General features: G+C 34.2%; 11 protein-coding genes and 1 other RNA gene. 5 read left to right on the top strand and 7 right to left on the bottom strand.

The window, feature by feature from the left end:
* Positions 1-8 precede the first annotated feature (8 nt).
* The 5 genes from BAR153v2_RS01215 to BAR153v2_RS01195 form a co-directional block, all read right to left on the bottom strand.
* Positions 9-1760, bottom strand: coding sequence for a penicillin-binding protein 2 (locus tag BAR153v2_RS01215; RefSeq protein WP_078679962.1), 1752 nt, complete (start codon positions 1758-1760; stop codon positions 9-11).
* The gene (locus BAR153v2_RS01210; RefSeq protein ID WP_078679961.1) at positions 1760-2167 is read right to left on the bottom strand and encodes a hypothetical protein; all 408 of its coding nucleotides are present in this window, start codon (positions 2165-2167) and stop codon (positions 1760-1762) included. Before BAR153v2_RS01210 ends, BAR153v2_RS01215 begins: the two co-directional genes overlap by 1 nt.
* Positions 2164-3162: a 16S rRNA (cytosine(1402)-N(4))-methyltransferase RsmH gene (rsmH, locus tag BAR153v2_RS01205; protein WP_078679960.1), complete on the bottom strand. Its 999-nt coding sequence runs from the start codon at positions 3160-3162 to the stop codon at positions 2164-2166. Before rsmH ends, BAR153v2_RS01210 begins: the two co-directional genes overlap by 4 nt.
* Before the next feature lie 261 nt (positions 3163-3423).
* An RNA gene (gene rnpB / locus BAR153v2_RS01200) (RNase P RNA component class A) lies at positions 3424-3803 on the bottom strand.
* 96 nt (positions 3804-3899) lie between these two features.
* On the bottom strand, positions 3900-4418 hold the full coding sequence (locus BAR153v2_RS01195; protein ID WP_078679959.1) for a lytic transglycosylase domain-containing protein: 519 nt from the start codon (positions 4416-4418) through the stop codon (positions 3900-3902).
* A gap of 565 nt (positions 4419-4983) precedes the next feature.
* On the opposite strand from BAR153v2_RS01195, the gene BAR153v2_RS01190 reads away from it, so the two are divergent.
* Together BAR153v2_RS01190 and BAR153v2_RS01185 are read left to right on the top strand one after the other, a co-directional pair.
* On the top strand, positions 4984-5331 hold the full coding sequence (locus BAR153v2_RS01190; RefSeq protein WP_078679958.1) for a hypothetical protein: 348 nt from the start codon (positions 4984-4986) through the stop codon (positions 5329-5331).
* A gap of 1148 nt (positions 5332-6479) precedes the next feature.
* Positions 6480-6818 (top strand): DUF2293 domain-containing protein, encoded by a 339-nt coding sequence (locus BAR153v2_RS01185; RefSeq protein ID WP_078679957.1) that lies wholly within the window; start codon positions 6480-6482, stop codon positions 6816-6818.
* A 22-nt stretch (positions 6819-6840) separates the two neighbouring features.
* Here the strand turns inward: BAR153v2_RS01185 and ettA are convergent, their stop codons facing one another.
* Complete coding sequence (ettA, locus tag BAR153v2_RS01180; RefSeq protein ID WP_078679956.1) at positions 6841-8490, bottom strand: energy-dependent translational throttle protein EttA; 1650 nt, start codon at positions 8488-8490, stop codon at positions 6841-6843.
* Positions 8491-8644: 154 nt separating this feature from the next.
* Here ettA and BAR153v2_RS01175 point away from each other — a divergent pair, with 154 nt between their 5' ends.
* Complete coding sequence (locus BAR153v2_RS01175; RefSeq protein WP_078679955.1) at positions 8645-9187, top strand: hypothetical protein; 543 nt, start codon at positions 8645-8647, stop codon at positions 9185-9187.
* Between the two features lie 37 nt (positions 9188-9224).
* Positions 9225-9833 (top strand): bifunctional nicotinamidase/pyrazinamidase, encoded by a 609-nt coding sequence (gene pncA, locus BAR153v2_RS01170; protein ID WP_078679954.1) that lies wholly within the window; start codon positions 9225-9227, stop codon positions 9831-9833.
* A 45-nt stretch (positions 9834-9878) separates the two neighbouring features.
* On the opposite strand, the gene BAR153v2_RS01165 is transcribed toward pncA, so the two are convergent.
* Complete coding sequence (locus tag BAR153v2_RS01165) at positions 9879-10931, bottom strand: DUF475 domain-containing protein (protein ID WP_078679953.1); 1053 nt, start codon at positions 10929-10931, stop codon at positions 9879-9881.
* A 367-nt stretch (positions 10932-11298) separates the two neighbouring features.
* Between BAR153v2_RS01165 and BAR153v2_RS01160 the strand changes: the two genes are divergently transcribed.
* Positions 11299-11838 carry a helix-turn-helix domain-containing protein gene (locus BAR153v2_RS01160; RefSeq protein WP_078679952.1) on the top strand — a complete coding sequence of 180 codons (540 nt, stop codon included), beginning with the start codon at positions 11299-11301 and terminating at the stop codon, positions 11836-11838.
* The last annotated feature ends 851 nt before the right edge of the window (positions 11839-12689 follow it).

The raw sequence follows: 12689 nt of genomic DNA, 5'->3' as shown, positions 1-12689 counted from the left end.
CCTTTATATTAATTTTTCACTGCTGTTTTCGGTAACCTCACATTGCTCTTTGTGCCTCTAATTGGTTCATATTCTTTTTTAAGATCCGGTTCTATTCCAAGAAAAATAGCTGAACGGCGAATAATGTTAGCAAGCATTGGAGCTGCATTCATCGCTGCTGTTGCTGAATGTTTTCCATCTTCAGGCTTAGGTTCGTCAATAACTGTTAAGACAATATAAGAAGGACTATCTATAGGAAAAGCAGCTAAAAAGCTATTAAAGTTTTTTACTTTAGAATATTTTCCATTTTCAACTTTTTCAGATGTTCCTGTCTTACCACCAATGCGATAACCTATTACCTTTGCATTACGACCTGAACCAATATCACTATTTAACTTATAAAGATAACGCATATCTTGACTTGTTTGAGGATGGAGAATCTGTTTGGCATATTTCAAAGCCTCTTTTTTAGAACGTTTTAAAAATGTAGGATCAATTAACAAACCACTATTCATTAAAGCAGCAGCAGCTACTGCTGTTTGCAATGGCGTTGTTGCCATACCATGTCCAAAAGAAATCGTCATAGAATTGATGTCCTTCCAATAATGGGGATAAATCGGTTGAGCAACTTCAGGCAATTCCGTTGATACACGATCAAGTAAACCAAGTCGTTTTAAAAAATCGCGGTGTCCATCTACTCCTATTGCCAATGCCTCTTTAGCAGAACCAATATTAGAAGAATAAATAAAAACTTCCCACAACGTTAAAAGGCGATTTTTTCCATGAAAATCACGAATAAAATGATTACGACTTGCTTGAATTGGTTGGGAAGCATCAATAATACTGTTTAAATGGAAAAGCCCTGAATCAAGTGCCATTGCTGTGGTGAAACTTTTAATAATTGACCCCATTTCAAAAGTTCCGGCAGTCATCCGATTAAAGCGATCACTTTTAAGAGCATCAACAGGATTTGCAGGAGAAAAATCTGGTACTGATGCCAACGCTAAAACCTCACCTGTATAAATATTTAGAATAATAGCCCCCGCAGCAATTGCTTTATAACGTTTCATGGCTTCCATCAATTCATCATGTACAATTGCCTGAACCCGTATATCAATCGAAAGTTGCACTGGCTTCAATGATTCCTCAGTAGCAAGACCGGTAGCACGAAGAATACTCAATCCATTATCATCAATATATTTTTCCATGCCAGCTAGGCCTTGATTATCAACATTAACCATACCAAGAATATGTGAAGCTATAGATCCTCCTGGATAAAAACGACGTATTTCAGTACGAAAACCAATGCCTGGAATGCCAAGTTCCATAATTTGCGCCTTTTGCGTTGGGGTTAACCCACGTTGGATCCAAGAAAAACCAGAATTCCTTTTTAAACGTTTATGTACTTCCTGCCAATTCAGTTTTGGCAAAACTGTTGAGATTAATTCGATCGTCTCATCTACATCAATAATACGGCGTGGTTCAGCAAAAAGTGAATAAGTTGTAATATCTTTTGCTAATAAACGCCCATTACGATCAACAATATCAGGTCGAGAAGCCAGTTGCACTATCAACGGTCCTTTTGCTTCTTCAATTTGACCACCTTTAATTCCATAGGAAATAAGACATTTCCCTATAAGTCCGTAAAGAAAAAGGAAACACAATAAAGCAAAAATCAAGCGTGGACGATTAGAAAACGGCTGACGCATAGAAGGCGGTAAAAGTTTCAACTGATTATTTGAATAATTCTTCTTTTGTGAAGATAAGAACGATAATTCCATCAACGCTCACCTTTTTGAGCAAAACTATTTCCATTAACACTATGATTCTCAGAGAAAAAAACTTTATCATCATCTTCCAAAGTATTCTGCTTAATCAATTCTTCAATTTTATCCTGTAAACGCATTGGAATATCTTTTAATTTTACAACTTGACGTGGCTGTATGACCTCTAAACTCAGTTCTTTTTTGTAACGTTCTGCAAGTTTTTTCATTCGTGAAGGATCAATCATTACAGCCCATTCAGTATGAAGCAAATTAACCATATTTTTTTCTGCTGCAATTTCTCGCTCAATACGATGCACTTCACCAATCTGTTTTTGGACGTCATATTTTACCTTATAAGTAAGACCCGCTATACAAATCATAATCACCACTAAAATCACATCGAATGTGCGAAAAATTATCATTTCTTACTGCCTTCAAAATGAGCAATTTCTGCTAAACCAAATAATTTCATATCTGCTGCAATAGCAGCTTCCTGAGTCCGTACACCAATACGCAACCTTGCAGAACGTGCACGAGGATTTTTCTGTAACTCTTCTTGAGTTGCAGTTTTCACACCTTTATACAAAGGAATAAAGGTCGCTGGAACTGATTTTATTTCAGGAAGATAACGTGACCCCTTTTTATGACCCGAACGAGCAGATAAAAATTTTTTTACCATGCGATCTTCAAGAGAATGAAAGCTAACGACCGCCAAGCGTCCTCCTGCTTTTAAAACGCGCTCAACAGCGAATAAAGCACATGCAAGCTCGTTAAGCTCATTATTAACATAAATGCGCAATGCTTGAAATACACGTGTTGCAGGATGAATATGATTACCTGGTTTTCTTCCTATTAAAGCTTCAATAGCATGAGCAAGATCAATTGTGCGCAAAAAAGGGCGAATACAACGACGTTTCTCAATCATCCGCGCAATTCGAACTGCGTAACGCTCTTCTCCTAATGTTTTAAACAATTGCGCCAAATCATCCACCTTTAAATAATTAACAACATCAGCTGCTGTAAAACCAGTCTGCGCCATTCGCATATCTAACGGACCATCTTTTTGAAAAGAAAAACCACGTTCGGCTTCATCAAGTTGCATGGAAGAAACACCAATATCAAGAATAACTGCGTCTACTAGGCCTTCCACTATATGATCCAATTGTGAAAACTCTGCTTGAACTAAACGGAGACGTGGAAAAAATTGATCGACAAGTGCTTGTCCTTCACGAACTGCCTGAGGATCACGATCAAGCGCGATAACTTCTGCACCCGCGTTCAATAGGGCACGTGAATAACCCCCAGCACCAAAAGTGCCATCAATCACTTTCGCTCCAGCTAATGGTGCAAGCCCAGCTAATACTGACTGCAACAATACTGGAATATGGCGCTCGGTTCCACTATCCTGCCTTCTCAAAATGCCTCATCTCGATCTATGTTTTTCCAAATCCAGTAGCCATCGATCGCATATGGCATCATTATATGGCAAAACTTTAACTCTCATTTTTACTACAAAAAGAAAATCAAATTAAAGCTGAATCACTCTACACACTGACTTATTAATACTTAACAAAATATTATAATTTTTTAAAAAATGCTTTATTTTTGAGCATAAAAATTCCAAAAACAAAAATACGCACTTTTATCAAAATATATGTAATCTTTTTTATTATTATCAAATATCAGTCGGCCTATAAGCCGGGTTCTGTTAGTAAAGTTTACGCTTTACATGGCAGCCATTCATCTAGGACGAATGTTACCATCCGCCTCATGCAACCTACCCAAATGACTCGCCTGGAAATTGGCTGCAAGTCATACCTTGCGCATCATTTCTATTTGGTCTTGCTCCCGATGGGGTTTACCTTGCCACACTCATTACTGAGTGCGCGGTGGGCTCTTACCCCACCCTTTCACCCTTACCTATTTAAATAGGCGGTTTACTTTCTGTGGCACTCTCCCTAGGGTCACCCCCGCCGGGCGTTACCCGGCATCGCTTTTCCACGGAGCCCGGACTTTCCTCACCTATCACTTTATAGGCGCGACTGCCCAGCCGACTGACTTCTTATTTATACAATATTTTTCATAAAGTGAAAATAGCGACAAAAAGATATTTTATAAGTCTTGTCAAAATAAGTAAACCACTTACAAAGCACATTACTGTTTTAATGAAGCTAAATATGTTTTAACTTTTGAGCAATATCTTGCTGAAATAGAATTCATTTTTTTTGCAGAATGACCTGCATTATATTTAAGAACTGTACGACACGTATCTCCTCCACTTAGTTTATGTGCCCGCGCCAAATAACGCATACCATATTCAAGATTGATTGCAGGTTCATAAAGATCTTTTACAGGACCATTAAAACCCAACCATCGCGCAGTAGACGGTTTAATTTGCATCAACCCTATTTCACCAGAAGAGCCTTTTGTATGAGCATTATAATTGCTCTCAACATTGATAACAGCATGTGCCAAATTTATAGGAACTTTATGTTTAATCGCAATTTTTTGTATAAGATCCTCATAAGGACGAATAGGCACCTTAGAATTAAAAGAAGTAAATTCTGAATTCTTACCTGTATCTACAATACTAATCACTGCAAGAGCTATTTTGATATTTAACACAAAAAATACAGCAAATGCTGTATTTAAAAATATTTTTAAAAATTGCATTCTTTCTCTCTTCACTAATATATTCGTAATTCTCACTATAATGATTTTAAAAATATATTTTATTGAGAAAAAAAGCTAAAAAACGTCATAAAAATGAAAATATTAAGATAGTTTCAAAATATCTCTAATATTAGGGAAGAATTTTTTAAAATTTCTATTATATTTTTTTTGTTTTATACAGTAAAAAATATAATGTATTGATCATTGATATTTTGTGATAAGAAATTTTAATTTCAAAAAAAAATAGCACTGAGAAAATTCAATTATTTATAACACAAAATTATCAAAGTTCCATTAATATTAACTTCATAATTCCATTGTGATAATATAAACTGAAATTTTGCATTCAATAACAAATACTAACTAAAAACTAGTGCTCAAAAGATTACACATTGCAATCAACATTTTTAAATATACATTCATATAAAAATATAATTGAATTTTATTTTAAAAGAATAATATATGCTTTTTATATATTACTTTCAAAGTAGTAGACATAGAATTATAATTTAAAAATTATGTGATTTAGATGCAATCTTATATGTGACAATCTTAGGTTTTAAAAATGATCAAATCCCGTGGGTATAATATTATTCTGATTTTTCTATTTATCTTCGCAGCTAGTTTATTAGCTTATCACCTTGTACTTAATAGGGTGATTTTTTCTCACCAAATGAATACAAGAAAGGATATGCAGTTAGAAGAAGCAATATCTTTCCCAAATGTTACAATGCGTCTTTTCAAAATGAATGATCAAGAAAAACGAAAAATTGTTTATCAAGCGCGTAAAGACGCGGTTGCTTCTGCTCTTGTAAGTGGACAAAATAATGAACAAGCGCAAAAATTTGCTGAAATCGTGATCAGAACTGTAGCAGAAGAAATTTTACGTCCTCCTGTTGTAAATTCTTATTAATCATTTTTTGTATAATTTTGAGACAATTATATGTTTGCAAATGGCTTTAAATCTATTTTGCCATATTCTTCGCTAATTCTAAAAATCATAGTGTAACAGTGGACATATGTTAAGAAAGTACAACCAGGATACGACATGTACTAAATACTCAAAACTCATTTTTATAATCCTCTTCTTTTCTTTCTAAAAATGAAGTTGATTAGTCCCATTTTTACTCTGTTTATCGTTTAAAGTTTTCTATACAGATTGAATACTATGTTCTATAAACCGATATATTAAAAGAAAAAAAATCTATCCATTACCAAATATCAAAGTCTTATATCATTTCAACTTCCTCTATTTTTTTTGTGAAATTAAAGACCAACTTTGTAAGGACACTTTAATACGAGGCTATACCTGTTGCGCTTAATTAATGTGATTATCTTGTTATACTCACCAAAATTCTCAGATATTCTATCTCTTCTATGAAAAATAAAGTTTAGAACAACCCATATAATTAAAAAAAAAAACCGACTGAAGAATTCTTCAGTCGGGTCAGACAATCTAAGGAAGCCACGCGGGGGGGGGGGGAGGTTCCCTGACCGTCTGCTTGCATCACCCATTAAGGTGAATGACACAATGCTTTTTATATGAAATAAAATATTTCAAACGGCAAGAAATTCTTATAAAAAAACATTAAAAAGATTAAATTTCGCATGAAAATGAAAAAATTAAGGAAAAAAATATTCAAAAAATGATCCAATTTGGAGCAAATCTATTTAAAAATTTGTCATCAGATTCTCTCTAATCATCTTAATTTCTAATAAAATTTCACCAAAATCTTTTTATAATTTAAAATTGTTATCAACAACTTCTAAACCAGTAATAAGCTATAATGAAATACTGATCAATATACAGTTACTTCCTCTCTATTCCTATAGAATTATAAAATGCCAAATGCCTACAGATAAGCTTAACGATAAACACGCTATAAAATTATCTTTATTTCTATATAAAAATACATTTGATTATGTACTCTCTGTTCTTAAGTGCTTAATTACTGATACCATATCATAAATAAAATGTGGTAATAAAAACGCTAACTATTCAATGATCAATTACAAACATCACTTTTGTGTTATCAAACAAAATGAAAATAACAAAGTAATATGAAAACGAGACTTGTGATAATTCGTAGAAAACAGATAATTTCTAAAAAACTAATAACTCTTATCCCACAGGTTCCATACCGTGATAGTCAATGTATTTGTACTGCTGCCACACACGCCTCTATGAAATATCTTCCTCCTTCCATTGCAGTTTGGCTCGCAACAATTGCTCATATACGCCACCAACATACAGAATATGATAATTTACTTTGTGAGGGTTATGATCGAGATTCAGCACTCTTTTTTGTTTTTGATGCAATTAATAAAACACTTATTGAATGGGGCGCAAATCGCCTTTTGAAACGTGAAGAAACATGGACGACATCAACATCCACTTAATACCAATTCAAAAAAAATAATTTTAACGTGTAAGAGGTTTGTAACTGAAACGTCTAAAATTCATAGTATCCGCGCCAAGACGACTAACCTTATCTGCTTCGTATTCAGAAAAATTACCTTCAAACCACTCCACATGACCGTTCCCCTCAAAAGCCAAAATATGTGTTGCCAACCGATCAAGAAACATACGATCATGGGATATAATAACTGCACAACCAGCAAAACTCTCCAACGCATCTTCTAAGGCACCCAATGTTTCTGTATCGAGATCATTTGTTGGCTCATCAAGAAGAAGAACATTTCCTCCTTCTTTCAAAAGCTTAGCTAAATGCACACGATTGCGCTGCCCTCCTGACAATTGTGCTACTTTCTGCTGTTGATCTGCACCTTTAAAGTTAAAGGCACCACAATAAGCACGACTATTTACTTCATGTTTGCCCAACTTAATAATGTCATTTCCACCGGAAATTTCTTCCCAAACAGTTTTATAACCAGCCAATGCATCACGGTTTTGGTCAACATAACTCATCTGAACTGTTTCTCCAATACGGATCTGTCCTGAATCAAGTTTCTCTTGCCCAGTCAACATCTTAAATAAGGTCGATTTTCCCATACCATTAGGACCAATAACACCAACAATACCACCTGCAGGTAACTTGAAAGAAAGAGAATCAATCAATACACGATTACCATATGCTTTTGACAGATTATCAACTTCAATAACAACCTGTCCTAATCTTTCACCAATAGGAATAATAATCTGTGCCTCCCCAGAACGACGTTCATGCGCTGCCTGAACTAATGCATCATAAGCTTTAATACGCGCTTTCGATTTTGCCTGACGCGCTTTTGGGCTAGAAGCTATCCACTCTTTCTCGCGTGATAATGCACGTTGACGAGCAACTTCTTCGCGATTTTCTTGCAGTATACGTTTAGCTTTAGCATCCAAATAAGCAGAATAATTACCTTCATAAGGAATTCCTTTACCGCGATCTAACTCTAAAATCCAACCTGTTACATTATCGAGAAAATAACGATCATGGGTAATTAAAAGCACCGCGCCTGAATATTCACGTAAATGCCTTTCAAGCCAAGCGGTCGTTTCAGCATCTAAATGATTTGTTGGTTCATCTAAAAGCAATAAATCAGGCTTTGACAAAAGCAATCTACAAAGTGCAACACGCCGTTTCTCACCTCCTGAAAGTTTTGTCACATCCTCATCCCCTGACGGACAACCAAGAGCAACCATAGCCATTTCTGCTTGGCTTTCTAAATCCCACAGATTCTGACTATCAATAATATCCTGAAGTCGAGCGCCCTCATCAACAGTCTCATCACTATAATTCATCATCAGTTCATTATAACGATCTACAATTGCTTGCTTATCAGCAAGCCCTTCCATCACATTTCCACGAACATCTTTATTTGTATTGAGAACAGGTTCTTGCGGAAGATAGCCACAACGCGCTCCCTCAGCAAGCCATGCTTCTCCTGTATATTCTTTATCTAATCCAGCCATAATACGTAAAATGGTCGATTTACCTGCACCATTTGGACCTAAGATACCGATTTTTGCATCTGGATAAAAAGACAAATGGATATTATCCAAAATTTTCTTATTGCCATAAGTTTTATTAAGCCCAGCCATATGATAGATAAATTGACGTGCCATAAATTTCTCTTTATATCGTGCAATATTATTAAAAGTTGTATTATGAAGCTTTTATTAAATTTTGTAACTTGTAATATTTAATTTTTGGCCTGCTAACCCTTAGCTCTATATTGGTATATTTTTTCTGATCTCACAAGCCCTACTGCGACTCTAAATGCAAAAAAACATTCCCTTGAAGAGAAAAAATCAAATACTCTTAGCTATACCTGATATGTATTATCAAAAATCATTTCTTTTTTCTATACCAAATCTAAAATTATGTTTTTACCGTATCAAACCAATCTATCAATGCCATACAGAATGCAAAAATAAACCCATCCTTTATGCCCCTTCTTTCCTTATCCTATGGGCTGTAAAACATGCTGCAAAAAATCCTCATCTCTTTTCGGCGCTTTTGTGTCATAGACCAAAATGGTATTCACCTTTTCTTTTAATGTTCTACAAACTATGTTTAAAAAATGAACGCCGTCTCATAGGATCTGATGTTCAAAGCCCTATGATAACTAAGGCTCTGCGCAAACATATAGCAATTGTTGACTATCACTCTCTGCCCATTGGTAAATGGCTACAATTAATGAAAAATTATTATAATTACTGTAAAGATTTATCTATTCCTCTTTTTTGGTTTGACGATGATAAAATGAGTACTGATATTCATCAGATTATTTCAAAACTTCAAAATGAAACAGCACCTTAAAAAAGCAAACCATCCACCAGATTACTGGAATAAATTCATGAAAAAGCAAGCTTTAATCGTTATTGATGTTCAAAATGATTTCTTACCAGGTGGAGCACTTGCAATACCACAAAGCGATGCCATTCTCCCTGCTGTCAATAACCTTATAACTCGTTTTGATCATGTCATTTTAACCCAAGATTGGCACCCCAAAAACCATTGCAGCTTTGCGTCTTCTCATCTAGAGAAAGCTCTTTATGATAGTGTAAGTCTTGACTATGGTCTCCAAATACTTTGGCCTGATCATTGTGTACAAGGAACACAAGGAGCGGAATTTCATCCATCTCTCAAAATTGAAAAAGCACAGCTTATCCTTCGGAAAGGTTACAATAAAGAAATTGATAGTTATTCCGCCTTCTTTGAAAATGACCAGGAAACACCAACAGGTTTACATGGTTATCTTAAAGAACATGATTTTACAACATTAGTCATGTGTGGCTTAGCAACTGATTTCTGTGTTGGATTTTCTGCAATGCATGCTGTAAAATGTGGTTTTAAAGTTAGTGTTTTGTTGAACGCTTGTGCTGGCATTGATCTGAATGGATCACTTAATACGATGCTCAAAGCTATGAATGATGTTGGTATAGAATTATTGATGGTCTCCTAAATCCCTTTTCTAGCTGCTATGATAAAAACCATAAAGTCTTCATAATTATTGCAATGTAATCTGTTCATCTGAATGATTAGATTTAAAACGAATAGAAGAATAAAATGCCATTCCAATAATACATACACCAATGAATCCTGTTAATACTTCTGGAATCGACATAATAATTTCTATATACATAATCATGGCCAAAATTAAAATTGCATAAAAAGCGCCATGCTCTAAATAACGATAATGCAATAACGTTCCTGTTTCAAACAACATAATCGTCATAGCTCGCACGTAAAATGCACCAATACCAAGACCAATAGCAATAATAAAAAGATTATGAGAAAAAGCAAAAGCACCCACCACACCATCAAAAGAAAAACTAGCATCTAGAACTTCTAAATAAAGAAATGAGCCTGCTCCTCCTTTAGCAACTGCAATCAAAGTGTTTTTTTGAGAATCTAAAAGTGAACAAATCGCTTCGACAAGCAAAAACGTCACAAGCCCATACAGCATTGAGAATAAAACAGTTAACTTATTTTCTGCTACGATCTGTTCTGAAATAAATAACATAAGCATCAAAATAATTATAATATCAATCTGCACAAATGAACCAAGCTTTTGAGCTGGTTTTTCTATAAAAACAAGCCAATGTATTTTTTTTTCAGAATCAAAAAAATATTTTAAACCAACCATCATAAGGAAAGTAGCACCAAAAGCTGCAATACCTTTATGAGCATCCATTAAAATTGCAGCATATCGATGAGGATCCCATATTGCCAATTTAATTGCAGCAATTGGATTAATCCAAGCAGCAATAGCAACTACTAACAATGGAAAAATAATTCGCATGCCAAACACTGCAATCAAAACGCCCCATGTCAAAAAACGACGACGCCATAGCTGATTCATTTCTTTGAGAAAACGAACATTGATAATAGAATTATCAAAAGATAACGAAATCTCTAAAATTCCCAAAATACAGCAAATAAAAAAATATTTAAGAGAACCAACAATAGTTCCTGTTTCGAGCCAACCAATGAAAGCACCCAAAAGCATACCAATAACTGTGAAAAAAAAAGCCCACTTAAAATAACCTAATAGGGCCATGATTGTTCCTCAAAATCCATTTCTTCAACCTACATTTGTATAATCGAAGTATTGCGTCAATCAAACTATTGCATCCATTAAGACGCAAAATAAAATGCATAATGCATATAGGAAAAGTTATATGAAATCTTTTTTTAAAAAAACAAGAGAAAATTTGAAAAATTTATTTTTTTCAAGATAAATTATAGAATATCAATAAAAATATACAGTTTTTTTAAATTTTTACTAAAAAAATTAAAAAAATAAGAGGACTAAAATTATAAATGTTGACTACAAATATTATTATAAAGTAATGATATTCTAGTCCATTGTGTGCCTTTATGGACAAAAACCCACACCATAATGATTTATTTGAGGGAGATAATTCATGGCGCGTCCTGAAACAGAAGCGAAAACTATATTTGGAAAACGTTTACGTCATATACGTAGTGCCTTAGGTGACCCGCCACGTGAAACATTAGCCAAACAGTTTAATATGACAAAAAACTCTATCGCTTTTTATGAGCGTGGGGAAAGAGAGCCTAATCTCAGCGTATTACAAACATATCGTATGTTGTACGGAGTCAATATCAATTGGCTTTTAACTGGGCGAGGTAAAATGTTCGATACGGAATACACTAAAGGAGAATTTGACTGGGAATATTTTATTAAAAAGATTGAAGGGCTTGAGAATATCCTCTTAAATAGTGCACATAATGATGAACCGAATCAAGAGAAAATTGAAAGCTCTTATGAGAAGTTACAACAATACTTACTATCACAAGGTATCACTAACGGTCTAAATCCTAAAGCAGCACTTTCCCTTGTTGATATGAAAGCAAAGCTAGCTAACTCTTATGCTCTTAGTTTATTTATCGATTTACTTATCCGAAGCATAGCACAAAAAGAAACACTTTCTCAGCAATAGCTTTTATATGATAAGAATACCTACACTTGCCTCATTATCAGATAATAAGATATTTATAACCTTTATTATCTGGTAAAATTAGTTTATTTTATGGCATCTGTTGATAATTATGTAAAAAAATTACGTGTGATATCTCTATCAAAAAACTGCAACCTTAAATTTATTAGCATAGAAATAAAGAACTTTATCTTGTGTATTAGATTTGTACTATACTTTGATTTTGAAGAAGAGCATTAACTCCCTCTCACAATGGAGTGGAAACAAGTGCTCTTTTTTGTAATTACCAAAGCAGCACATATAGCAGCTAAACGAATACTTTCTGCAAAGAATACCTATGTTAAACCAAAAACCAAACTATCATTACAGCCATCATCAGCTGCAACAGTATCAACTGTTTTCACTTGAAAAAGAGGAAAAAATCGGCTCCTTTTTCCCATAAAAAATATCCCTAATCCATGCTCTAAAAATACTTTACCGGTAAATACGCTGCTTTTACATCCACCGAATAAATACTTGTTAATTTCTCGGTGTTCGTTTCATCAGATATAATAATGTCATAATATGAACTAAATGACAAAGTTTTTGAGGAAGTCATATCCAGGTACTAGATCTAATAATATAATACCACCAATATCACACCCAACTTAGCTGCAGCCAATTTATATATCCATTAGAATTTCTAGATATATTCTAACTTATAGCCATATTAGATTCCTCTGCAATAATAATTGTATTTTCTCCATTTTCGGATTAATATGCGAGCTTCTCAAATCAAGAGAAGTTTTTTCAAGGGTACTAATAATCAAATGTTCCCAGAATATCATTACCAATCCAGCCAGCAAGCCTGATGA

The organism is Bartonella sp. AR 15-3, from assembly GCF_002022445.1.
Lineage (GTDB): Bacteria > Pseudomonadota > Alphaproteobacteria > Rhizobiales > Rhizobiaceae > Bartonella.
This window is presented reverse-complemented; position numbering and strand designations above follow the sequence as displayed.